22 protein-coding genes are annotated in these 23,187 nt (G+C 50.3%); 7 read left to right on the top strand and 15 right to left on the bottom strand.

From position 1 onward, the window contains the following. Positions 1-165: 165 nt before the first annotated feature. From nadA to nadB, 3 genes are read right to left on the bottom strand one after another with little or no spacing between them, the layout of a single operon-like run. Positions 166-1,281, bottom strand: coding sequence for a quinolinate synthase NadA (gene nadA, locus MKX74_RS11780; protein WP_025681027.1), 1,116 nt, complete (start codon positions 1,279-1,281; stop codon positions 166-168). A 3-nt stretch (positions 1,282-1,284) separates the two neighbouring features. Continuing rightward, the gene (gene nadC / locus MKX74_RS11775) at positions 1,285-2,127 is read right to left on the bottom strand and encodes a carboxylating nicotinate-nucleotide diphosphorylase (protein WP_341178476.1); all 843 of its coding nucleotides are present in this window, start codon (positions 2,125-2,127) and stop codon (positions 1,285-1,287) included. After that, a complete protein-coding gene (nadB, locus tag MKX74_RS11770) occupies positions 2,109-3,731 on the bottom strand; it encodes an L-aspartate oxidase (RefSeq protein ID WP_341178475.1) in 1,623 nt (540 codons plus the stop codon). The genes nadC and nadB overlap by 19 nt, the downstream gene beginning before the upstream one ends. A 100-nt stretch (positions 3,732-3,831) precedes the next feature. Here nadB and MKX74_RS11765 point away from each other — a divergent pair, with 100 nt between their 5' ends. Together MKX74_RS11765 and MKX74_RS11760 are read left to right on the top strand one after the other, a co-directional pair. Then, entirely contained in the window at positions 3,832-5,031 is a 1,200-nt protein-coding gene (locus tag MKX74_RS11765; RefSeq protein ID WP_341178474.1) for an IscS subfamily cysteine desulfurase, read from the top strand. A gap of 211 nt (positions 5,032-5,242) precedes the next feature. Then, the gene (locus tag MKX74_RS11760) at positions 5,243-5,782 is read left to right on the top strand and encodes a transcription repressor NadR (RefSeq protein ID WP_026280951.1); all 540 of its coding nucleotides are present in this window, start codon (positions 5,243-5,245) and stop codon (positions 5,780-5,782) included. A gap of 176 nt (positions 5,783-5,958) precedes the next feature. Here MKX74_RS11760 and MKX74_RS11755 read toward each other — a convergent pair whose 3' ends face one another. Further along, a complete protein-coding gene (locus MKX74_RS11755; protein WP_025681031.1) occupies positions 5,959-6,462 on the bottom strand; it encodes a ferritin in 504 nt (167 codons plus the stop codon). Positions 6,463-6,725: 263 nt separating this feature from the next. On the opposite strand from MKX74_RS11755, the gene MKX74_RS11750 reads away from it, so the two are divergent. Further along, on the top strand, positions 6,726-7,259 hold the full coding sequence (locus MKX74_RS11750) for a hypothetical protein (protein WP_341178473.1): 534 nt from the start codon (positions 6,726-6,728) through the stop codon (positions 7,257-7,259). A gap of 203 nt (positions 7,260-7,462) precedes the next feature. Here the strand turns inward: MKX74_RS11750 and MKX74_RS11745 are convergent, their stop codons facing one another. Continuing rightward, positions 7,463-8,317 (bottom strand): sugar phosphate isomerase/epimerase family protein, encoded by an 855-nt coding sequence (locus MKX74_RS11745; RefSeq protein ID WP_341178472.1) that lies wholly within the window; start codon positions 8,315-8,317, stop codon positions 7,463-7,465. Positions 8,318-8,910: 593 nt separating this feature from the next. Here MKX74_RS11745 and MKX74_RS11740 point away from each other — a divergent pair. Genes MKX74_RS11740 through MKX74_RS11730 form a run of 3 tightly spaced genes read left to right on the top strand, consistent with a single transcriptional unit; the run spans position 8,911 to position 12,018 of the window. Continuing rightward, a complete protein-coding gene (locus MKX74_RS11740) occupies positions 8,911-10,401 on the top strand; it encodes an alpha-N-arabinofuranosidase (protein ID WP_341178471.1) in 1,491 nt (496 codons plus the stop codon). A gap of 2 nt (positions 10,402-10,403) precedes the next feature. Beyond that, positions 10,404-10,685 carry a DUF6171 family protein gene (locus tag MKX74_RS11735; RefSeq protein ID WP_341178470.1) on the top strand — a complete coding sequence of 94 codons (282 nt, stop codon included), beginning with the start codon at positions 10,404-10,406 and terminating at the stop codon, positions 10,683-10,685. Between the two features lie 43 nt (positions 10,686-10,728). Continuing rightward, on the top strand, positions 10,729-12,018 hold the full coding sequence (locus MKX74_RS11730; RefSeq protein WP_341178469.1) for a glycoside hydrolase family 27 protein: 1,290 nt from the start codon (positions 10,729-10,731) through the stop codon (positions 12,016-12,018). Positions 12,019-12,364: 346 nt separating this feature from the next. On the opposite strand, the gene MKX74_RS11725 is transcribed toward MKX74_RS11730, so the two are convergent. Next, entirely contained in the window at positions 12,365-14,779 is a 2,415-nt protein-coding gene (locus MKX74_RS11725) for a glycoside hydrolase family 95 protein (protein WP_341178468.1), read from the bottom strand. A 298-nt stretch (positions 14,780-15,077) separates the two neighbouring features. Here MKX74_RS11725 and MKX74_RS11720 point away from each other — a divergent pair, with 298 nt between their 5' ends. After that, positions 15,078-15,899, top strand: a complete 822-nt coding sequence (locus tag MKX74_RS11720) for a helix-turn-helix transcriptional regulator (RefSeq protein ID WP_341178467.1) — start codon at positions 15,078-15,080, stop codon at positions 15,897-15,899. A gap of 26 nt (positions 15,900-15,925) precedes the next feature. Here MKX74_RS11720 and MKX74_RS11715 read toward each other — a convergent pair whose 3' ends face one another. From MKX74_RS11715 to MKX74_RS11675, 9 genes are all read right to left on the bottom strand, one after another. After that, a complete protein-coding gene (locus MKX74_RS11715; protein ID WP_018883037.1) occupies positions 15,926-16,525 on the bottom strand; it encodes an SMI1/KNR4 family protein in 600 nt (199 codons plus the stop codon). Between the two features lie 78 nt (positions 16,526-16,603). Further along, positions 16,604-17,179, bottom strand: a complete 576-nt coding sequence (locus MKX74_RS11710) for a hypothetical protein (RefSeq protein ID WP_341178466.1) — start codon at positions 17,177-17,179, stop codon at positions 16,604-16,606. 352 nt (positions 17,180-17,531) lie between these two features. After that, positions 17,532-18,107, bottom strand: coding sequence for a cupin domain-containing protein (locus tag MKX74_RS11705; protein WP_018883039.1), 576 nt, complete (start codon positions 18,105-18,107; stop codon positions 17,532-17,534). Between the two features lie 108 nt (positions 18,108-18,215). Beyond that, positions 18,216-18,983: a hypothetical protein gene (locus MKX74_RS11700; protein ID WP_341178465.1), complete on the bottom strand. Its 768-nt coding sequence runs from the start codon at positions 18,981-18,983 to the stop codon at positions 18,216-18,218. Further along, the gene (locus MKX74_RS11695; protein WP_018883041.1) at positions 18,980-19,438 is read right to left on the bottom strand and encodes a hypothetical protein; all 459 of its coding nucleotides are present in this window, start codon (positions 19,436-19,438) and stop codon (positions 18,980-18,982) included. Before MKX74_RS11695 ends, MKX74_RS11700 begins: the two co-directional genes overlap by 4 nt. Before the next feature lie 100 nt (positions 19,439-19,538). Then, positions 19,539-20,540 (bottom strand): phosphotransferase, encoded by a 1,002-nt coding sequence (locus MKX74_RS11690; protein WP_018883042.1) that lies wholly within the window; start codon positions 20,538-20,540, stop codon positions 19,539-19,541. A 236-nt stretch (positions 20,541-20,776) separates the two neighbouring features. Next, complete coding sequence (locus tag MKX74_RS11685; protein WP_018883043.1) at positions 20,777-21,499, bottom strand: amino acid ABC transporter ATP-binding protein; 723 nt, start codon at positions 21,497-21,499, stop codon at positions 20,777-20,779. Then, a complete protein-coding gene (locus MKX74_RS11680; protein ID WP_018883044.1) occupies positions 21,496-22,152 on the bottom strand; it encodes an amino acid ABC transporter permease in 657 nt (218 codons plus the stop codon). Before MKX74_RS11680 ends, MKX74_RS11685 begins: the two co-directional genes overlap by 4 nt. A gap of 17 nt (positions 22,153-22,169) precedes the next feature. Continuing rightward, complete coding sequence (locus tag MKX74_RS11675; RefSeq protein ID WP_018883045.1) at positions 22,170-22,946, bottom strand: transporter substrate-binding domain-containing protein; 777 nt, start codon at positions 22,944-22,946, stop codon at positions 22,170-22,172. Positions 22,947-23,187: the final 241 nt, after the last annotated feature.

Below are 23,187 nucleotides of genomic sequence, written 5' to 3'. Positions count from 1 at the left end.
AGCAATGCTGCAATGCCGCGTTATCCTGCAGGCAATCTTCATAGGTTACCACGCTACATAAACTAGCAATTCAACAAACCTATTCGCTCTGCTTGTTTGTTCTTCTTGCCAGCTCTTCATGTCCTCGTTGTCTCACAGGTCGGTATTCGACTCTTGGATTCACGCTCAGCCCGGTATGCGCAGCATCCGCTCAAGCGCCAACACCGCATCCTTACGAATCGCTTCTGGTACCTGAATAATGCCTACTGGCTGCCCCTTCTCGATCTGCTCCAGTGACCACAGCAGGTGTGGCAGATCAATTCGGTTCATCGTCAGACACGGGCACATGTCCGGGTTCAGCGATTCAATGTACTGCTCGGGGTGCTCCTGGATGATACGCTGGACAAGATTCATCTCCGTCCCAACAGCCCATTTGCTGCCTGCGGGTGCCTTACGGATCGTGTCTATAATATATTTCGTAGAGCCTGCACAATCCGAGAGCGCTACGACCTCCCGAGAGCATTCCGGATGAACAATGATTTGCACCTCTGGATCACGCTCACGGATCATTCGAATGTTCTGCACGGTGAACTTCTCATGCACAGAGCAGTGACCCTTCCACAGTATGATCCGCTGCTCATCACGCTGCTGGTCCGCTGTCAGCTCCAGTTCATCTGTGAGCGGATTCCATACAGTCATCTCACCCAGCCGAATGCCTAGATCGAACGCGGTATTGCGACCCAAATGCTGATCCGGCAAGAACAGAATACGTTCCTTCTGCTCCAATGCCCAGCGAAGCACCTTGCTTGCATTCGAAGAGGTCACGGTGGCTCCGCCATGGCGACCGACGAACGCCTTGATCGCAGCCGTCGAGTTCACATAGGTGAGTGGAATGATCGTATCCCCATAGATCGCCTGCAGCTTAGCCCATGCACGCTCCGTCTGCTCCACATCAGCCATGTCAGCCATCGAGCAGCCTGCTCGCATATCGGGTAAGACGACCGTCTGGTGCTGTCCGGTCAGCATGTCAGCAGTCTCTGCCATGAAGTGCACGCCGCAGAAAACGATATACTCTGCCTCCTGATTCAGTTCGGCCAACTGCGCGAGCTGCAAGGAATCACCTGTCATATCCGCGAACTGGATAACCTCGTCCTTTTGATAATGATGACCAGGAATCAGCAACTTCGTCCCGAGTCTTTCCTTAATAGCTGTAACTCTTCGTTCCATTTCCTCCACTGACAATGATTTGTAATGCTCAGGCATCATGGCTGCTCTGGACTTTAATGCCTCCAAAATAGACATGTGTCATTCCTCCTCTGAATCTGTAATATCCATGCTAATGTCCAAGCTCTGCACCGAATGAGTCAGGAAGCCAAGTGATATATAATGAACACCCGTGCCTCGGTATGCAGGCAACGTATCCATGGTGATTCCACCGGATGCTTCGGTGACAATATGCTCCGGGGTGAGGGCGGCGAATCTGCGTACACTATCCGGAGAGCAGTTATCGAACATGATAATGTCCGGGCTGGCTGCAATCGCCTCATGTAGCTGCTCCTCTGTCTCAATCTCCACCTCGATATTCATCATATGCCCTGCAGCACTGCGGGCTCGCTCCACCGCCTTGGTGATGGAGCCACAGGCAGCAATGTGATTGTCCTTGATCATAATCCCGTCATACAGACCCTGCCTATGATTGAAGCCTCCACCTGCACGTACCGCATATTTTTCCAGCATCCTTATACCTGGTGTCGTCTTCCTTGTATCGCAGATACGAATGCTAGGGTCATTAAGGGAACCCACGGCGTGCGCGGTCATTGTCGCAATACCGGACATCCGCTGAATCAGATTCAGGATGACACGTTCTCCGGTCAGCAGTGCGGCAACCGGCCCTTCCATGCTGGCAATGTACTCCCCACGGCTAACCCCCTCGCCATCTTGCTTCCGTAATTCAACCTGAATGTCCGGGTCCAGCAGCCTGAAGCCCTCCGTGATGATCTGTCCCCCCGCAAAGATCCCGTTCGACTTGCTATGAATAATGGCTCTACCGTGCTGCCCGTCGAAAATGACCTCCGAGGTACAATCACCGCTACCGATATCCTCCAGGTAAAAGGCCTCCAGCATTTTTCTTAGCTGTAAACGTTCCATGTCTCCATGATCCTCTCATTCGTTCTAATCTTGATATCACCTTGCTGGTGAATAATCTGACGTCCCCTCCAAGATGCCTGACTGTTTGGAACATCCGTGCGAAAATGCGCTCCGCGGCTCTCTTCCCGTAGCAGCGCGGACCGAGTGACCATTTTGGCCAGCATCCATAGGTTGGTCAGCTCACGCTCTTCATTTGTGATATTGTGCACATTCTTAAGCATTCGGGGTCTACTATCCAGCCAATTCCTTAGCTGCTCCAGCTCACCCTGGGTACGAGCAATGGATGCATAAGCTGTCATTCGCCGTTGCAGCTCTTGTCTCGTAAGCTCTGGCACCTCAATCATACGCACCTGCACATTAAAGGGGTCTGAAGGATTGCCTTTATGCCCTTTTCTTGGCTCACTAGCAGACGATTGTCCGAATTGCCATGCCTCTTCTTCAGCTAAGTGGCGAGCCACTCTTCGGCCTGTGACTAAAGTTTCCAGCAACGAATTGCTGGCCAGTCGATTGGCCCCATGCAGACCTGTGCAGGCTGCCTCACCGATCGCGTATAATCCTGGCACAGCCGTTGCACCATGCTCATCTGTCACAATGCCACCCATCATGAAGTGCATCCCCGGAGAGACAGGAATTCTTCCTTCCTCCAGTCGAATACCTGCATGCTCGCAGAGGCTGGCAATGGTCGGAAAACGTTCGCTGAAGCTCGCGCAGTTTCGGATATCCATATAGATCCGATGGCCTTCAAGCTGCTCACTCAGCATGATGCGTGCCGCAATATCACGGGGAGCCAGATCCCCCAGCGGGTGACGCCCCTTCAGTATCGCCCGGCCCGTCTCATCAACCAATGTACCGCCCTCTCCTCGTACGGCCTCCGACACAAGGCCATAGCATGTGCCTTCATGCACTAGCAAGGTCGGGTGAAATTGCATGAATTCTAGATCAGCCAGTTCTGCGCCTGCCCAGTAGGCCATTAGCAGCCCATCTCCCGTCACTGTCTTATCATTGGTGTGACAGGCATACAGCTCCCCGCAGCCCCCAGCTGCAATGACCACCGCATCCGCCGCATAGGAGTCAACATTACCTTCGCGGTCCTTCGCAAGAACACCCTTGCAGTGGCCTGCCTCATCAAGCAGCAGCTCCAGTGCCGTGGTGTGCTCAAGTAGCTCAACCTGCCGCCGCAGATGAAGCTGCAAATACTCCACGAGACGACGCCCGGTAGCATCTCCTCCGGCATGGAAGATCCGATGTGCAGAATGGGCTCCTTCCCTCCCTAATTTCACACTCCCCAGTTCATCTCGATCAAAGGGAAAATCCTGAGCAAGTAGCTCTTCCACGATCACTTTCCCTTCATGAATGATCTCCGTCACAGCACGTACATCATTATGACCGCATCCGGCCGTCAGCGTATCCTGTATGTGGGCCTGCACTGTATCTCCTTCAGCATAAGAGGTTGCGATCCCGCCTTGAGCGAGTGCAGAATTACTGCGGCCTACGGCAGCCTTCGCCATCACGGTCAGATGGATGTGCTCCGGCAGAGCCGTTGCCAGCGACAAGGCTGCCGCTCCTGAACCAATGATGATTATCTTACGTTGCGGTTGCTGCAATACACTCCCCCCTTAATGTCATTACATGTGTCTTGACACCTATCTTTACACAACAATACAATTAGCACAAGAGTTTTGTTGAACGAAAAGGAGATTTCACATGACCTATTTGGACTTTGCGGCAACGACGCCCATGAGTGAGGAAGCATTGGAGACCTATCGAGCGGTCAGTCTTGAGGTGTATGGCAATACACGCAGTCTTCACGATACAGGTGGGCAAGCACAGCACATCGTGGATTACTGCCGAGCCCAGCTTGGGGAGCTTCTGGGCGCGGAGACAGAAGGTATTTACTTTACTAGTGGGGGGACGGAGTCGAATCATCTCATCATTCAAAGCCTACTCCAAGGGCTCCCTCCCTCACGGCGCCACTTCATCACAACATCAGTGGAGCATGCCTCCATTCGCAGCCTGACTCAATACTTAACAGGAATAGGCTATGAGGTTACGATTGTGGAACCGGATCGGCGGGGACTGATTACACCTGAGGCTTTAATGTCTCATTTACGGGACAATACAGGGCTGGTATCCATTCAGCATGCCAATTCAGAGACGGGCATAGTTCAGTGCCTGGCCGATCTCTCGTCTTTATTGAAGAAACGTGAAATTATACTGCATACAGATGCTGTACAGAGCTTCGGCAAAATACCGATCAATGTGCAGGAGCTAGGTGTGGATGCACTCTCCATCTCCAGCCACAAAATATACGGACCCAAGGGAGTAGGCGCGGCTTATATTCGCCCAGGTGTACACTGGAGACCGGTGTTTCCTGGTACGAATCACGAAGGTGGGTTTCGTCCAGGGACGGTCAATACACCGGGGATTGCAGCATTTGTGGCTGCAGCCGAAGCGTTTATGCCCCACATCGAACAGCTAGGCAGGGGCTATGAGGAGCTACGTACCCTCTTCTTCCGTAAAGCACGTGAGCGTGGCCTTCCTCTACAGCCTGTCGCTCATCCTGCTCACACAGAGCAGACTCCGCTCATGGTGACGTCTCCAGTCCCCCTCGTTCCGCACATTACAGGGTTCTACTATTACGGATATGAAGCGCAGTATGTTATGCTAGAATGTAACCGTAAAGGAATTTGTGTATCTACGGGAAGCGCCTGTGCATCAGGCTATCAGGAGCCTTCACCAAGCATTACAGCTCTTGCAGGTCCTCCCGAGAATGCGCTTCACTTCCTGCGTATGTCCATGGGAAGAACAACTACGGCAGAAGACATTTATAAACTGCTGGATGTTCTGGAGGACCTCACTAATAGACGTGGGAATAGATCAGAGAGGGGAAGTACAATTGACTGAAAATTCTGCACACAACGTGGAGCCACATGCAGCTAATCATAGCGTGAGAAACAACGCCAGAAATGCGAGCAGTATTACGAATCAAAGTACGACTGAAATGATGAATCAAGCAACGGCTCAGAGCACACCAAGGGATGCTTTGAACAACACACCTCACTCTTCTGACCATGACACGACTGGTGCGGAATCCGGGGCTCCGGACAACACAGAGTTGACCCGGTTGACTGGGGCCGAAAGACGTGAGCAACTGCTACAATGGCTCAAGAAGGATTCTCCTCTGACCGGAAATGAGCTGGCTCAGCGGGCCTCCGTGTCCAGACAAGTGATTGTGCAGGATATCTCCCTGCTGAAGGCAAGAAATGAACCCGTGATGGCGACGAGCCAAGGATATATTTACATGGGACAGCCCGAGCTTACAGCACAGCGGTTCGAGCGTATTGTCGCTGTCCAGCATGGACCCGAGCGTACCGAGGAGGAGCTGAATCTGATTGTGGATCTAGGCGTCACTGTTCAGGATGTTATCGTCGAGCATCCAGTCTATGGTGAATTGGTCGCACCGATTCGAGTCAGTACGAGACAGCAGGTACAGGGCTTCCTTCGGAAAATCCGCTCCACGCAGGCAGCCTATCTATCCGAGTTGACTAATGGCATCCACTTGCATACGCTTTCAGCCACCGACCCGGTACTCATTGACGAAGCCTACACAGTGCTCCAACAAGCAGGATTCCTCATATCCGACACCGATGATTAGCCTTTGTAGGGACCCATGTGCAATTGGAACGTAACTAATACGTAACTAATTCGTAACTAATATGTAACTGATAAACATCTGACATGCATAAAAGCCCCGCATCGCAGGTATGCTCGCATTGAGCATCTACGTTCGCGGGGCTGTCGTCTGTACAATCCGTGGTATGAGAATGTAGTTTACTCGGCTGGTGGTGTGAAAGAGCGTGTCGCAAATTCAGCATCCAGCGCATAGAAAGCATTACTGTCCTGCTCGATGCGCTTCAGCTTGGAGATGATGCCGTCGAACAATGCTTCTTCCTCTACCTGCTCATCAATGAACCATTTCAGGAAATACATCGTAGCATGCTCGCGCTCATCCAACGCCAAGTCAGCCAAATTATAGAATCGCTTTGTGTTCTGCTGCTCATGCGCATAGCCGTGCTCGAATACGTCCAGCATGGACTTGTATTCATTTTGCGGGTCCGGCATGGAAGTCAGTGTCGCACGACGGTTACGATCATTCAAGAAGCGATACAGCTTCATTGCATGAAAGCGTTCTTCCTCTGCTTGTACCAAGAAGAAATTAGCAAACCCCTCCAGGCTTTCGCTGGAGCAGTAGGCTGCCATGGCCATATAGACATGAGCGGAATAGAATTCAAAATTCATTTGCTCATTCAGAGCTTCTGCAAGTCCTTCTCTCATAATTATCACCTCAAGTAGAATATGTAGTTCAGCATCCGGCATATGAAGGACAGCAGGCGCGTAGCTCCACGGGCCTTAACCATATGTCAGCTGTGAGTAACCACATTGTACCACAAGCGCTACCAGCCAGCTAGCATTCGACATCCACAGCAATTCGGGTGTATTTATGATACAATCACAGACGGTAGATCATGGTGTATAGCACGATCTTGTACAGAACAAATCATTTGAATTAGGGACACACCCCTAACGATGGAGGACATATGTTAACTTTTGCCGACAAAATTGAACTGCTGCAATCCTTTCGTGAGCTGACACGAAGGGACGTCTCGCTGGGAAGAGTCAATTTCCACTATGAAGACAGCATTTATGAAAAGACGATCGTAGCTTATCACATTCATCCGAATGGAAACGGCTTTGTATATGCCGGTCAGTTGGACGGCTATGATACGAATGATAAAGGTCTGGTGAATATTCGAGATTTTACTGCCGATGCGCTGAGACAGCTAATCGCAGCGTCCATAGCCTCACTCTCGGGCAAGCCGATTGCAGAGAGCAGCTTGTCCACGGGACTGAACGCCTCTTCCGAGTCTGGTACAGAAGCGGACGAGCTGACAGCACAAGAAAGCAATGAAGATGTCGAGATCTGGATGGACGACGAGGGTCATACCTTAACACTGACCTGTGAGGAGGGGCTGTGGTTGATTCAGGCAGGACTTCAGCTGGAGATGGCAGCAGAATCCCGAGAAGAAGCCGAGGAATATTTGCAGGAGGAAGGCTTCTCACCAAAACGCTAGACTGGAGCTGAGCCTACACATGATTTTTGATCGCTAATACACGGGCTGATGGATAGTGATCGCTGGAACACTTCGTTAACCCCATATCTTGTACATAATATCTTGTACAAACCAAAAATCCCCTGTGCCAGGCTATACAACAAACAGTTGTCTGGACAGGGGATTTTGTGATAAGCGGAATTGTCGCCAAAAATGCTGCTGCCCTACGCCCTCGCAGCCAACCGTACCCGCTCCCGAATCTCATCAATATAGGCTTTGGATGCAGCCATTCGGCCCGGATTCGCTTCTTCCATGATGATATAAGCCTCCGGCTTGTACTGATGCAGGAGCTCCAGATACAGCTCATAATTCATGCTGCCCAGCCCTGCAGCAACCGTCTCGATTCCCTGCTCGCCAGCGGTCTTATCCGTGAGAATGCGATCCTTCGCATGACCAGCGACTATGCGGTCACCCAGCAGGTCGAAGGCTTCACGAATCACATCATCCTGCCTGCTCATATTGTCAGCGGTCAGCAGATTACCTGGGTCGATGACGACCCCGATCTGGGAGGTAGGGACCTCCTGCAGGAGTTGATGTAATTCCTTTGCTGTACCGACCAGATGATCGTTAGCTGCCTCAATCCCGACAATTACTCCCCAGCGCTCGGCTTCCTCAACCAGTTCCTCCACCGTTGCCTTCAACACCTTCCAGTCCTCATCCCTGTCGTCTCCAGCCGTGGGTTTGCCTGTCTCAAATGCAACAATGGGTGCCCCCAGCATAGGGGCATAACGGATGAGCTCCTTACAGCGCTCAATATTTTCACGCAGTGCTTCCCGATCTCTCTGAAAAAAATGAAGATAACAACCCAAAATAGATATACGGACTCCTTCCTTCTGGAATGCGTCCGCCATGGACAATGCCAGTCCTGGGCTGAACTTGCCAGGCTTGCTGAAATCCACATCGTTCACGGCTTTCCAGAGCGCTAGCTGAATATGAGTAAAGCCTGCTCCTCCAACTCTCGCTGCCAATTCCCGATACGAATGTGTTCCGAATAAATGCGCAAGTACTCCGACTGTCATGCTCATCTTCCTCTCTCATTTTTCATAGTGAACACTCAACTTCCTGAAGCTCGCTTAGGCAGCCTCTCTTAGTAGAAGACATAGCGCTGCTTATAGACTGCAATAGCCTCATGTCACCGCAAGGGCTTTGCCAGCAACAACAATTCTATGACCGAAAGGCTCCACAGCAAATGATGCTTGATACATTACCGCCAATATGCTCTGCTGTAGACCTATCCCTAAAGTAACCTATAATTCCTGGTGAGGGTGAAGCCGGCGCGGTAAAGGACGGTTTTGTGATCAAAAAGAGCGGATAAATGATGATATTCGGGCCGTAAATCACCAAATTCCACATTGCAAAACGGCAAGGGAGTGATTATGATAAGAGCATAATTTATATAAATATTATTAACGTAATGATTTTGTTACCAAAGTGGTCTATGCTACCAACGAACTGCATTAATGAACGGCATCAACGAATTAACTCATTTAATTACATTATCATCTTCTCTTATCAACCTGCCACTCGCCACTTCCTGTAACCGTTTTCTACTTTATTATGGAATACTTGACCACCACAATCAAGAAATCGTTATTAAAGGAGCTGCTGAAGGATGAACAAGCTAATTGTAAATGCTGACATTACCAAAGGAATCATTGATCGTAATCTGTATGGACATTTCGCTGAGCACTTGGGACGCTGCATCTACGAAGGGATCTGGGTAGGTCACGATTCACCAATTCCTAATGTAGATGGGATGCGTACCGATGTCATTGAGGCACTGCGCGCCCTTGACATTCCGGTGCTGCGCTGGCCGGGTGGATGCTTCGCTGATGCGTACCTGTGGAAGGATGGAATCGGTCCTTATGAGCAACGCAAGCGGATGATCAACATTCATTGGGGCGGAGTCGTGGAGAATAATCATTTCGGCACGCATGAATTTCTTCAATTCTGCGAGTTGATTGGTGCCGAGCCTTATATTGCCGGGAATGTGGGCAGCGGGACGGTACGCGAGATGGCCGAATGGGTGGAGTACATGACATTCGATGGGGAATCCCCGATGACGGATTGGCGCAAGGCGAATGGTCGTGAGGAGCCCTGGAAGCTGAAATATTTCGGAGTTGGTAATGAGAACTGGGGCTGCGGTGGCAATATGCGACCGGAATATTATGCAGACTTGTATCGTCATTATGCTTCCTACGTCAGAGATTATGGACCTGAGAAAGTCTATAAAATTGCTTGTGGTCCTAACTCGGATAATTATGAGTGGACCGATGTGCTCATGCGTCAGGCTGGAACGATGTTCGATGGGCTTAGCCTGCACTACTATACTCTTCCAACCAATAGCTGGGTAGGCTCCAAGGGCTCCTCCACCGAGTTTGACGAGCACATGTGGTTCAAGACGCTCAAGAACACCCTCTACATGGAGGAGCTGATCGTACGACACGATGCAGTGATGAGCAAATATGACCCCGAGAAGCGTGTGGCCTTGATCGTTGACGAATGGGGCACCTGGTATGACGTGGAGCCAGGCACGAATCCAGGCTTCCTGTACCAGCAGAACACTCAGCGTGATGCGCTCGTAGCAGCGATTAACCTGAACATTTTCCACCAGCATAATGATCGTGTGAAAATGGCCAACATTGCTCAGCTCGTCAATGTGTTGCAGGCTGTCATCCTCACCGAGGGCGGACGTATGCTGCTAACGCCAACATATCATATTCTTCATATGTACAAGGTTCACCAAGACGCAGAGCGCCTCGATACGGTGCTGGAATCCTCCGCCTATGAGATGGAGGGCGAATCCATTGATCAGATTAGTGCATCAGCCTCCAGAGATGCGGAGGGTCGCATCCACCTGTCACTATGCAATCTGCACCATGCCGATGCTACAGAGCTGCGCTGTGATCTGCGAGGAAGCGCCGCCAGCATCATCAGTGGAACGATCATTCAGGCTGATACCCTGCAGGCACACAACACATTCACTGAGCCCGAGCGAGTCACACCTGCCGAATTCACTGCCTTCCGTCGTGAGGAGGATCAATGGGTCATTACGCTACCAGCCGCCTCCGTCGTCACCCTCCGTCTTCAGGAGCAGGGGTAAATATGAGCACACGCCATCCGAATACCGATGTATCCACCATTTGCAAGGGATGCACTGCCAGCGTGCATCTCTCCGCAGAGGACATTGAGACTCTCTTCGGCAAGATGAACGTCAAGGAGATCAAGGTAGTAGATGAGACCCAGTATGAACAGCGCATGCAGGCCTGCCAGGGCTGCGAAGCCTTTCAATTCGGCACCACCTGCCGTTGGTGTGGCTGCCTGATGCATATTAAGGCAAAGCTTCAGGCTGCTTATTGTCCGGCACCGGATGGAAGTCGCTGGTAGGCATAAATCTATTCAAATTGACCGTTAAAGGAGACTTGATCTCATGACGCTTCAACAAGTCGCCCCGGTGCCACCGCTGGGCTGGAACAGTTGGGATTGCTATGGTGCAGCCGTTACGGAAGCAGAAGTGCGGGCCAATGCCGAATATATGGCTGATCAGCTCAAGGAGTACGGCTGGGAGTATGTCGTTGTAGATATCCAATGGTACGAGCCCGGAGCCGTATCCTCTGCTTATCGCCCATTCGTACCGCTAGAGATGGATGCCTACTCCCGCCTCATGCCAGCAGAGAATCGTTTTCCCTCTGCGGCGGGTGGTGTCGGCTTCGCTCCTCTGGCTGATTACATCCATAGTCTGGGTCTCAAATTCGGAATTCATATTATGCGTGGAATTCCGAGACAGGCCGCGCACGCCGCGACACCAATCCTCGGTACCACCGCTACCGCGAGGGATATCGCACATACCAACTCCATCTGTCCATGGAATACCGACATGTATGGGGTAAATGCCGACAAGGATGGAGCGCAAGCGTATTACAACTCTTTGTTCGAGCTCTATGCATCATGGGGTGTCGACTTCGTCAAGATAGACGATATTGCTGCCTCCAAGCTATACGACACCCATCTGTCAGAGATTGAGCTCATCCGCAAAGCAATTGACCAGTGCGGGCGATCTATGGTGCTGAGCTTGTCTCCCGGCCCCGCGCCCATACAGTATGCCGAAGCGCTGACAGCTCATACGAATATGTGGCGGCTCACGGATGATTTCTGGGACCAGTGGCCGCAACTGCTGGATATGTTCGATCGTTGCGAGACGTGGCAAGGAATCTCTGGCGACGGGGCATGGCCTGACTGTGACATGCTGCCACTCGGACATATTGGTATCCGCTCCGTGGATGGCGGCGGGTCAGACCGCTGGACCCGATTTACCCGTGACGAGCAATTGACGATGATGACGCTATGGGGCATCTTCCGCTCTCCCCTCTTCTTCGGCGGTGAGCTGCGGGACAATGACGATTGGACCTTGGCGCTACTGACGAACCGTGAGATGCTTCAGATGCATAGCACAAGCAGCAATGCACGCCTGATCCGGCGTGATCAGCATGAAGTCATATGGGGAGCTGACGGGGCAAAGGGCGAAAGCTATGCCGCTCTGTTCAACATAGGTGAGCTGGAGCAGCACATCTCTGTCACAGCAGAACAACTGGGCCTCGCTAGACTCTGCCAAGCACGGGAGCTATGGTCAGGACAGTCGCTAGAGGCTGGCGCGGATGGCTCTTACACGCTGCGAGTGCCTTCACATGGAGCTGCACTGATCCGCTTCGACTCTAATTGATGATTTTACGTAGTACGCTGACTATGTCTTGTCTAAATTAACACGGAAGTCCGATGCCCACTTCATGAGGGTCATCGGACTTTTCTACGTATTTCGTACCATATTATTCTTACCATGTTATCCATACTATGTTATTAGTACTATGTTATTCGTTACCATGAAAGGAAGTTAAAACTTCTACTCTTTTCCATGAAGATAGCTAATAGGAACGGCGAGCCTATAAGGGGTACTTCACTTCTTTAGGGCTTCACTTCTTTAGGGCTTCACCTCTTTAGGGCTTGCCTGATTTCAGCTAACAGCAACTATTCCTACACCATTCAGCTTGAAATCAGATTTGGTTCATGCTCTAGGAGGTCAGCATGTACTCTCTGCCTGCCTTTGCTTTGAATACAATTGTATCAGCTTCCACTTGGCCATGTGGTATCTTAATCCACTTTTGTTGCTGCCCTTGTGGTTGCCGCTCTTGTAGTTGCTGCTGATGCAACTCTGGCCCTTCAGCCGGCAGTATCCTCCATTCCGATTGCTCCTGTAGTCGCAGCCCTTCAGCACCTGCCACACGAATACGAATCTCCCCGTCCTGATGCGGGCGGAGGACAGCATGTACGAGAGTCCCAGCCTTCCAGCACATATCCACCTCTACTGCCCCACGTGCTCGCAAGCCACGTATCTCCCCATCGGCCCAGGCTGTGGGCAAGGCTGGCAGGAGGTGAATGCAGCCGGCATGGCTTTGTAGCAGCATTTCCAGCACCCCTGCTGTGCCACCGAAGTTGCCGTCAATCTGGAAGGGAGGATGATTATCGAGCAGATTAGGTAGCGTCGACTGCGCCAGCAGAGCCATGATATTCTCTAGTGCCAGCTCCCCTTCCTCCAGTCGTGCCCAGAAATTAATGATCCAGGCCCGACTCCAGCCGGTATGCCCCCCACCATATGCAAGTCTGCGCTTCAACGTAGCTTTGGCAGCCTCTGCCCACGCTGGCGTATCCCGAATTGTGAAGCGAGTACCCGGATGAAGCGCGAACAGCTGCGAGATATGGCGATGACCAGGCTCTGCCTCCTCGTAATCCTCCACCCATTCCTGTATCTGGCCATGCTTGCCTACCTTCGGCTGAGGTAGTCGTTCTCGAAGCTGAAGCCATACCTTCTGTTGCTGCTGATCCATCTCCAACTCGGTAGCCGCCTTAATACAAGCGCTAAATAGCTCATGCAATATTTGGCTATCCATGGACGGACCGATGCATAACGTGCCTGAGGTACCGTCAGGTAAGATGTACCTATTTTCCGGGGATACGGAAGGATTCGTCACCAGTTCACCGTTGTCAGTCTCGGTCAGAAAATCCTCAAAGAAAGCGGCCGCTTCCTTCAGTGTCGGATACACATCAGCCAAATACGCTTGATCTCTTCCATATTCATAATGCTCCCACAAATGAAGACTAAGCCATGCTGCACCCATCGGCCAATGTGTCGCCGGCAGGTAGATATCCTGAGGAGCTGTATCTGCCCATATATCCGTATTATGATGCGCCACGAAGCCACCACAATTGTACATCAGCTTCGCGGTATGTCTGCCCGGCTCCCTCATCCGTTCAATATGCTCCAGCAACGGTTCATGGCATTCTGCCAGATTGCCAGGCTCTGCCGGCCAATAGTTCATTTGGGTATTAATGTTGATCGTATATTTGCTATCCCATGGTGGCTGCATATGCTCATTCCAGATGCCCTGCAGATTCGCAGGCAGAGAACCTGGGCGACTGGAGGACACTAACAAATAACGTCCATAATTCACGTACAAAGGAACTAGCCCCATATCCGTCTCCCCCTGCTTGAGACGTTCCAGCCGCTCGGCTGTCGGTAGATCATTTGCCGTGGATTGCTGCGCCGCAGACAGCTTAAGCTCCACGCGATCCATCAGTACACTGACATCCTTGATATGACGCTGCTGCAGAGCTTCATAGCTCTGCCCTGCGGCCTGGGCAAGTCGCTCCATGACCCACGCCTCGGGGTCCTGATGCCGAAAAGTCGTAGCGGCTGCCAGAAGCAATGTGACCTGATCTGCATGCTCCACAACCAAATGCTCGCCAATCAGCCTTACAGTGCCACTATCAGCTATGACTCGCAGCCCCGTACGAAAATGCACAGCCCCTTCGCCACCACCATGCCCGCGCATCATGAGTGTGTTCTCTTCCAGCTTCACATTTTCATCAAAGTATCGATTCTTCTGCCCGCGCATTAGTCTCGCGGTGAATCCAATGGCTCTTGACGTGGAGGCCGTGAATCGGATAACAAGGACTTGATCCGGGTGACTTACAAAGTGCTCCCGCCTAAATGCTCTGTCCCCTACCTGATAACCTACTGTCACTATGCCCTCACGAACATCCAGATCCCTTCGATAATGTTCTGGCTCCTGTCCTTCACTGTCGAAGGTCAGCTTCAAATCTCCCAGGGGTGTGTAATGACGCTGATTCTCAGGTACGGCTGACAGCGCCATCGCAGCGAGCTGATGGGCAGACTTTAGCTGTCCGTCTCGCAGCCGTGTGCGAATCTCCTCCAGATGAGCAAGCGCATCCGGATTGTTCCTGTCCCTTGGCCCACCATACCAGAGGCTATCCTCATTCAGTGCAATGCGTTCCTGCTGCACATCGCCAAATACCATGGCTCCCAACGTCGCATTTCCCAAGGGATAAGCCTCCTCCCATACAGTTGCAGGCCGATCTGACCATATATGACGCGCATAATCCAAGGGCTGGTGTAGCTTCATTTGCATCAAGATATCCCTCCACTTATAGCAGGCTGCATGCTAAAACCAAGCGTGAATATGAATAGATCATTGGCTTCATTTCATATCTTCTGCTCGGTTGATTTAGCCCGTGTTTACCCAAGAAAAATAATATGGAATAATAATGCTACAGCCATTATTGTAAACGCTACCTCGACTGACGTCATCGCAGGATGTTGAGCAAAGATCAAAGGATATTGACCTACTTATCGCAAATTGAGGAAGGAGCATAACATTGAGTAGCTTTTGGGAGAGGAAACAGCACGTATGGACATCCGATTCCATCATGAAGGTGTGCACACCTTCGGATGCAGCCAAATCTATGTTTTTCTATGTTCAGGAAGTGGGGCATTTACATACCTTTCATCCTTATTTCACCGAACGGGAGCATCTGAATTCTTACCTGATTATTTATACATTGAGGGGAAAAGGAGTCTTGACCTATCAGGGAGAGCGATATGAAGTGAACCGTCATCAGGTCCTGTTCATCGACTGTATGAGTTATCAAAAATATGAAGCAGTCGGAGAAGCGTGTTGGGAGGTTGCATTTGTACATCTCAATGGGTCTTCGATCGGAGGATACTATCAGCAATATAGCCTTCATAAGCCACCAGTGCTGAACGTAGGAGAGGATTCAGGAATTGGTGAAATACTGCAGGGATTGTTAGTGATCCAGAAGGAAAAGGGACTTCGGGCGGAAGCAATAGCCTCACAGCGGCTTACTGAGCTATTGACCCTACTCCTGCTGTATCCTGATCAGCACATCCATGAAGACCATGCCCCCCCACCGTACATCTCCTTGTTGCAACAGGAGCTTGAGGAGCGCTATACGGAGAGAATCACGCTGGAGGAGCTAGCTAGAGCATACTCCCGCAGCAAGTTCGTGCTTTCTCGCGAATTCAAACGTTACATCGGGATATCGCTGCAGGAATATATCATTCTTCATCGCATTACAGCGGCCAAAAATCTGCTTAAGCACACCGAATTAACCGTTACAGAGATTGCAGCACAGGTTGGCATAGACAATCCCAGTCATTTCATTAATCTGTTCAAGGCCCGGGAGGAGTTGACTCCCCTAGCCTATCGCAAGCGGTGGAGCGAATATTGAGAGGGCATAGGGCGTATGCCAGAATGTCAATATTCAATCGCAGTCTTCTGCCCCAGATTTCGATTAGAATCACGCAGCATATCGCTGAAGCTTGGGGCAATATAATAGATAAAATCTGGATCATGTACATAGCATATAATCTGTCCTAGAGTTCCCTGCTCCGAGGGATAGAAGTCCAGCATGAGATACAATGATCCCCCTGCCATCGTGGCAAACGGGAACCAGCGGCTATGGGAAAGAAACGGCTGCAGCTCGGGCTCAAGCTCAGCAATCTCCTCTGGAGTAAAATATTGCTCTAACGGCTCGTCCTCGCTGCAAAAATACGTCTTGACCTCTCTCATTTCATCCAGTGACATGAGATAAAAGGGTGGATATCTTGCATCCGGCTGCTCTTTACCCGGATAGAGCACATGGAAGTGGTAGCCACTGCCATTCTTCTGTCGGTAAAATGCACGAAAGTCCTCCGGCAGGCGAATTCCAAAGTCCTTCTCAAACTGGATCAGTTCATGCTCGCTTGCACCGGACTGACGAACATAGTCCTCATACATTTCACGAATCTCAGGGTCTTGTGCCTTTTCCTGAAGCAGTGTATCCAATTGGGCAATCAGCTTGTCCATCTCCTGCATGGTGGCCCTCCTCTGTATCTATCCTTTATATTTCTATACTGAACAGTTCTCCTTAACTGCTCAATCTCCTGCAAGGAATTAGGCCAATTCCTCCTGCAGTAGCTCCGTTCGAAATCCCCGACTATTCACGACGGTGATGCTGATGGCATCAAAGCCATTGCGTTTCACCTCATCGAAGCTGCATTTCTCACCTGTGATAAGCTCCATATTGCCCTCATCATCTACTTCATCTGCGAATTCTTCATCCCAGTCGATGTTGTAATAGGCCGTGACGTAGATTTCGAAGGTGTCCTCGCCTTCCTCATCCACATAGGAAAGAAGGGGCCCACGGCGGTTCAGTTGAGCCTCCGTCAGATCCTCACACATCATCGAATCATAGCCATGTCGGCAGCCATCAAAAAGCACCCACTGCTCCTGCGTGTCAGGATCTTCAGCGATGATGAGCTGTGGAGCCTGCTCTGTACCTGCAATAAGCTCTTCCATCAGTTCACCATAATACAGAATATGAAAGCGTGTGCGATTCTGACCTGGGGTGAACTGACCTGTCCACTCTTCTTCAATCCATTGCTCAGCATTGTAGGGGACGGCGAGTCCTGACAGATAGGCAGGTCCTTGACGGACAGCACCCTCTACCTTGTGCTCTTGTTCATTCATTCACGATTTCTCCTTAGATATGGAAACCAGCTTGCTGCACTTCAGCGTGCTGGGAACCATCTTGAGTATTTATCCATTTACTGATTGTCATGTGAAATGACACTCCCAATGCCCACACATGACAGGACCCGAGCTACTAGTACCTTGACATCATGGATCAAGGAACTATATCCGCAGTAGGAGCGCTGCGACGCCTGAGTGAGTGTGAGCATGATGGAGTGTGAGCATGATGGAGTGTGCGACATTACGAATATAACGGGATAGTCAGCCTCTTCTCGCCATCGTCTTACCATTGCAGCAGAAGTGCACACTACCCAGCAAAAGTGAACACTGCCTTGCTTTTTGAATCACACTAGCTATGATCCTCATCATACTCAGGGCGTCCATGCTTCGGCGGCAAGATACAGCCAGGGGGAGGGCCCAGAATTACCGATTGCTGAATGGGTGCTACGGCACGAGCATAGTCCTCGGCTGAGGCGCAATACGCCCGTTCAATGACCTCTGGAGGCGTGCAGCGCAGAAAATCCGAGCCTAGTACGACATCCGGACTTGGCTCATCGAAGATGGTCAGCAGGTGAACACAGTCGGTCTCCGCAATGATCCAGTGAAACCAGCCTTTAGGCAGAACGGATACCTGCCCTGGTCGCAAATAATACGCCATGATCTTACGGGTAAAAGGATTGAAGACCGCCGTGACGGCCTCGCCACTAATCATGAAGATCATTTCAGTCGTATTCGTATGCCAATGCGGTTGAACGATTACCCCTTTGGACATATGAACATTGAAGAATCCATTACGAATAGCCGGAAGCTGCTCTCCGAAGAGTTGGGTAAGATAATTGCATGAATCCAGCTTGTAGTTCAGTACTGACGTAGAATCCGCTGCCAGGCTCAGATTCGGGGATTGCAATACAGGATCGATCATCATACGAGTCCTCCTTGATCTGCTTTCCTGTACTGTATGCCTCCATCTGGGCATTTGACACCCTTCTCGTTGGCTGTGATCCTGTTTCAGGGGTTGCCACGATCCCAAAGCTTATAATTCAAGCGACTCTACTGTATGTCTGTCCACAAGCCAGACGGCTCCAGTCTGCTTGAGCTCAAGTACGAGCCGAATCGGCCCCAGCATCTCATTTTGTGATTCCTGTACGACGAGTACAGTATCCTGCTCCGTGTTCTCGATCTCGTAGGGCTCTTCCTGGTTTAGCCATACCGGGGCCTCGGTCGCAATCAACCATATCATTCCATCTTCCTCATAAAAATAAAATGCGGTTAACGTCTTTGCCCATTGGGGAGACATCACGCTCTCAAACTCTGCCTCAATCTGCTTCAGAGAAGCATAGGGTGGAGATCCATCATAGAGTCCAGCCTCCCGGACGACCTTCATAAAGACCGTGCGATAATCATCTGCTATCTTCTCTACCTCGGATTTGTCCAGAGCAGCAACTGCCTCCGACCCAGCCTCTCCAGCTGTATTAGAAGCTCCTTGCTCGACAGCCGCATTATCTTGAGTTGAAGCTGAAGCCTCCTCTTGAATCCCGGCCTCAGCTGTCTCCGTAAGCGTGTTCTCTGTCCCCTCTAAGGACATCTCTGGGTCAGCCTCTGAATCGACATGCTCTGTCAGCTCCGTATTTGACTCTGATATCCCTGCCTGTACAGGTGGTGCCTCCTGCTCAAATGACTGTGTGATTGGGGCGCAGCCCGCGAGCAGTAAGGTCGCAGTACTACAGCCAAGCCAGTATCTCATTTGGCGCAATGCAGTTGTTCTCTTGATCGTTGACCCTAGTGTACCTGATTCAATCATTCAAACTGCCTCTCCAGCACCTGTGAGTTAAAAGGACTCTTAAGCTTGTAAGCATTCAGACGAGGCTTGCTGGCATTGTTATCGTATATGATCAGATGCTCTCTACTCTTAAGAATGATGTCAAAACGATGTCTTAAATCCTTTTGAATAATCGTGATGTAGTAGCTGAATTTATGATCTGATTTCATGTTTTTGGCAGACTTGACCAGTTGAACCTCATTAAAACCTTTCATAATTTCATGAATCGTTTCCGGATCGGTAATTACAATATCACGCTTCTCGCCTGGCTCGGAAGATAGTCTGGTCAGCTCCAGCGCCGTAATCTCTTCTTCCTGAATATAGTTGGCTACCACTCTCTTGAAGGATGTGAATTTTTTGCCCGCATAGACCATAATTGATACGGCAGCACCCAAAACCAGCGCTCCTGCAATAAAATACTTGTCATTTTTTCTCATCGTTAATTCCTCCTGTCTAGTTGCTGATGCTGTAGCCCACAACTCCAGCATAACCGAGCACAGCTACTTTCAGCAAATTTGCAGTCCAAGCCTGCTAGTATTATCCATTTAGTATAAGAAGCTCATCCTCAAGCCACATCCTGCTCTGCTCCAGTACCACCAGCTCTTCCGAAAGCAGCCTCGCTTGCTCAGCGAGCACGTCAGCTCCGTCTGTCTGCTGCCAGAATCGACTCAGAAAGTGCAGGAATACGTCTGCCTTGCGTAGCTTCATTAATAACGGTAGTGCACTTACCTCCTCGGGAAGCAGATGTACATGCTGCACGTAGCCGTGGCAGAATTCATGAATAGCAATGCGTTCCTGCGCTTCTCCTAGCATACTGGACAGAATGACCGCGGGTTCCATTACCCGGATATCGCGAGTACAAAACTCAAAATCCAGCAGTGCCATCACCTGCGCGGGTCGCTCTGGATGTAGCAGCAGATTGGAGGCATTCAGATCCCCATGTACCCATTGCTGGGGAAAACTCTCCAGACCATGGAGGGCATCATAAATATCTACACAGGTATCAGCCAAATGTCCTAGCTCTGACCGAACGTGCATCAGTTCAACAGGAGGACGGCTACAAAAATCCAGCACTCGCTCACGAGAGCATAAAGGATAAGATTGCAGCAGGTTATAATACGGCGGATAAGCAGGAGTTCTCTCCAGACTCAGGTCAGCCAGCAAGCATGACAGCTGCCCGGTTGCCTCACCCAACGAACGAGCATACTCAGCATAGCCTCCCCTTGGTGAGACTCCGTCAATATAGCTGAACAAGCAGGCATATTTGCCACTTCCGTCCGTAAGCTGTACCAGACTTGCTCCATGTTGTGTCAAAATCGGCGCAGGCACTCTATAGCTCAGCCCTGTCTGTTGAAGCGCTGCTAATACTGCATGCTCGAACAGAATCTTGTTCTTGTCCTGATGCGTGTCATAGATCCGCAACACGCTGCAGCAGCTGTCATTATGTATGAACCATGTTGTATTATTCCATCCACCTGACCGCTTGCTGGCAGTTCCACTGAATGCAGGCCAATGCTGCCGAATGAGCTCTGGAATCATTTCTGTACCGCCTTTTCTATAAATCTTATGGTTAAGCCTTTATTAGTACCAATCATCAGTAGAGTTTATCTATTGTAGCTATAGTGTACCTTGCTTCCCCCTTGCAGCACAAGTGTTCTTATAGACGCATATCCACGAAAAAAGACTCATCCCGAGAGCCGGAATGAGTCCTTGATCACAAGAAGGTTTTCAAGAATTTATTTAAGAGGTTATTTAAAAGTTATTCAAAAAAATACTTAGAGCACCTTGCTCAAAAACGCCTGTGTACGCTCATGCTTCGGCTGCTGGAACAACTGTGCAGGAACATCTTCCTCGACAATGTAGCCTCCATCCATGAAGATGACGCGATCCGCCACCTCACGCGCGAAGCCCATCTCATGGGTCACCACAATCATGGTAATCCCTTCATGAGCAAGATCCTTCATGACCTGAAGCACCTCGCCCACCATCTCCGGGTCAAGGGCTGAGGTTGGCTCATCAAAGAGTAGCACGGACGGGTTCATAGCCAAGGCCCGAGCAATCGCTACACGCTGCTGCTGTCCGCCTGACAGCTGTTCAGGATATGCATCCCTTTTCTCAGCCAGTCCTACCTTCGCCAGCAGGTTCATGGATGTCTTCTCATTCTCCTGCTTCGTCAGCTTCTTCACATATTTCGGCGCAAGCATGATATTTTCCAATACGGTAAGATGCGGGAACAGGTTGAACTGCTGGAACACCATACCCACGTTCTCCCGAAGCTTATCAATATTCGTGCTTGGTGAGGTGACCTCTACGTCGCCAATAATCACCTTGCCCGACGTTACTTCCTCCAACAGGTTCAGGCAGCGCAGAAAGGTACTTTTCCCTGATCCCGAAGGACCGATGACACAGACAACCTCTTTCTCACGAATGGTCGTGGAAATATCCTTAAGCACCTCGTTGGCGCCGAATTGCTTTTTCAGATTTTGTACGACGATCATCGCGCCACGTACCTCCTCTCCAGAACACGGGAAATGCGGGATAAGATATAGATGATAATCAGATAGAAGACACCTACCGTTCCCCAAATCTCAAACGCTCGGAAGTTGGTGGAGATAATAATCTCACCACTCTGCGTCAATTCTGTAATGCCGATCGCGGACAAGAGGGACGTATCCTTAATCGTGACAATAAGCTGGTTAACGAACGCTGGCACCATCCGCCGTGTAGCCTGGGGCAGGATGACGAGCCTCATCGTCTGGAATTTGTTCAGACCGAGTGAACGAGCCGCTTCGCTCTGCCCTTTGCTGATCGATACAATCCCCGCTCGAAATATCTCCGAGATATAGGCACCAGCATTCAGACTGATTGCGATAATCCCTGCTGTTTCTGCGGGAATACGCATATCCAGGAACACTGGCAAGCCGAAGTAAATGAAGAATACCTGCACCAGCAGCGGCGTACCCCGAATCAAATCAACATATACCGAAGAGATGAAGCGCAGCACCTTATTGGTAGATACGCTCATTAAGCCGGAGATCAGACCAATAATGAAGGCAAAAATCAAGGAGATAACTACAATCTTCAATGTGATGAGCGTACCCTGTAATAGAATGGGTAATGCGTCACCAATGACTTGCCATGAGAAATTCAATAGCTACACATTCCCTTCTATTTAGCAGATGTGCCCAGGTACTTGCTTACAATCTCATCATATTTGCCGTTTTCCTGTACTTTCTTAAGACCACTATTGATCTTATTTAGCAATTCCTCATCGCCCTTGCCAACCGCAATACCGTAGAAATCACCATTCAGACGATCACCTACGATCTTAAGCTTGGAATTCGGGTCCACAGCAATCTTATAGGAAATGACCGGAAAGTCTTCAATAGTAGCATCTGCATTCTTATTCGCTACTTCCTGATACATGGACGGGCTATCGTCAAAATACTTCACAGTTGCTCCGTAGGTTTTCGCCAACTCGTCAGCCTTCACTGCACCGGAGGTTCCTTTTTTGATCGCAATGACCTTGCCCTTCAGGTCTTCTGGCTTCGTAATATCCGTGTTGTCCTCGTGTACAATCAGGGAAAGACCTGCTTGATAGTAAGGCTCAGAGAAGTCTACAATCTGTTTGCGCTCATCCGTAATGCTGATGCCTGCAATCGCACCATCCAACTGCTTGGAGGTGATGGACGGGATAATCCCCTTGAAATCCATTGGCTTGACTTCAACCTCGAACCCTTCCTCTTCGGCAATCGCATGGATCAGATCAATATCAATACCTACATACTTGCCATCCTGCTGGAATTCAAAAGGAGGATACGTTGCATCTGTACCGATGATATACTTTTCAGAATTGCCTGCACTACTTGATTGATTCGCAGCACCGCATGCTGTTAGCGACAAAGCTAGAAGCGAAGTCAATATAATGGATACTGTTTTTTTCATGTGATAACCCCTTTTCCCGATTAGTATAGGTTCGGATCGAACGTTCGACCGCCTGAACTCCGCCTGCTGTATAGCTATCTGCTTTTCCCTTGCCTTCCCCGTGTCAGGTTCGTTTGTCTCTCTATGATTCTGTATGTGACCTGAGGATTTCTGAGAGAAAGCTATACATGTGGCATTTCTTTGAACGTATTTTAGTGTCTGACCTACATCAACCGACATGATCCTACAAAAATAAGAGTCA

The sequence above is a fragment of the Paenibacillus sp. FSL K6-1230 genome, from assembly GCF_038002385.1.
In the GTDB taxonomy this organism is placed as follows: domain Bacteria; phylum Bacillota; class Bacilli; order Paenibacillales; family Paenibacillaceae; genus Paenibacillus; species Paenibacillus massiliensis.
Note: the sequence above shows the minus strand (reverse complement) of the source record. Positions and strands in the feature narration are given on the sequence as shown.

What these genes read in the sequence shown, in the direction of transcription:
- nadA (WP_025681027.1), bottom strand. Translation starts at nt 1,281, where the DNA reads ATGTCTATTTTGGAGGCATTAAAGTCCAGAGCAGCCATGATGCCTGAG.
- nadC (WP_341178476.1), bottom strand. Translation starts at nt 2,127, where the DNA reads ATGGAACGTTTACAGCTAAGAAAAATGCTGGAGGCCTTTTACCTGGAG.
- MKX74_RS11765 (WP_341178474.1), top strand. Translation starts at nt 3,832, where the DNA reads ATGACCTATTTGGACTTTGCGGCAACGACGCCCATGAGTGAGGAAGCA.
- MKX74_RS11755 (WP_025681031.1), bottom strand. Translation starts at nt 6,462, where the DNA reads ATGAGAGAAGGACTTGCAGAAGCTCTGAATGAGCAAATGAATTTTGAA.
- MKX74_RS11750 (WP_341178473.1), top strand. Translation starts at nt 6,726, where the DNA reads ATGTTAACTTTTGCCGACAAAATTGAACTGCTGCAATCCTTTCGTGAG.
- MKX74_RS11745 (WP_341178472.1), bottom strand. Translation starts at nt 8,317, where the DNA reads ATGACAGTCGGAGTACTTGCGCATTTATTCGGAACACATTCGTATCGG.
- MKX74_RS11740 (WP_341178471.1), top strand. Translation starts at nt 8,911, where the DNA reads ATGAACAAGCTAATTGTAAATGCTGACATTACCAAAGGAATCATTGAT.
- MKX74_RS11735 (WP_341178470.1), top strand. Translation starts at nt 10,404, where the DNA reads ATGAGCACACGCCATCCGAATACCGATGTATCCACCATTTGCAAGGGA.
- MKX74_RS11730 (WP_341178469.1), top strand. Translation starts at nt 10,729, where the DNA reads ATGACGCTTCAACAAGTCGCCCCGGTGCCACCGCTGGGCTGGAACAGT.
- MKX74_RS11725 (WP_341178468.1), bottom strand. Translation starts at nt 14,779, where the DNA reads ATGCAAATGAAGCTACACCAGCCCTTGGATTATGCGCGTCATATATGG.
- MKX74_RS11720 (WP_341178467.1), top strand. Translation starts at nt 15,078, where the DNA reads ATGAAGGTGTGCACACCTTCGGATGCAGCCAAATCTATGTTTTTCTAT.
- MKX74_RS11715 (WP_018883037.1), bottom strand. Translation starts at nt 16,525, where the DNA reads ATGCAGGAGATGGACAAGCTGATTGCCCAATTGGATACACTGCTTCAG.
- MKX74_RS11710 (WP_341178466.1), bottom strand. Translation starts at nt 17,179, where the DNA reads ATGAATGAACAAGAGCACAAGGTAGAGGGTGCTGTCCGTCAAGGACCT.
- MKX74_RS11705 (WP_018883039.1), bottom strand. Translation starts at nt 18,107, where the DNA reads ATGATGATCGATCCTGTATTGCAATCCCCGAATCTGAGCCTGGCAGCG.
- MKX74_RS11700 (WP_341178465.1), bottom strand. Translation starts at nt 18,983, where the DNA reads ATGATTGAATCAGGTACACTAGGGTCAACGATCAAGAGAACAACTGCA.
- MKX74_RS11695 (WP_018883041.1), bottom strand. Translation starts at nt 19,438, where the DNA reads ATGAGAAAAAATGACAAGTATTTTATTGCAGGAGCGCTGGTTTTGGGT.
- MKX74_RS11690 (WP_018883042.1), bottom strand. Translation starts at nt 20,540, where the DNA reads ATGATTCCAGAGCTCATTCGGCAGCATTGGCCTGCATTCAGTGGAACT.
- MKX74_RS11685 (WP_018883043.1), bottom strand. Translation starts at nt 21,499, where the DNA reads ATGATCGTCGTACAAAATCTGAAAAAGCAATTCGGCGCCAACGAGGTG.
- MKX74_RS11675 (WP_018883045.1), bottom strand. Translation starts at nt 22,946, where the DNA reads ATGAAAAAAACAGTATCCATTATATTGACTTCGCTTCTAGCTTTGTCG.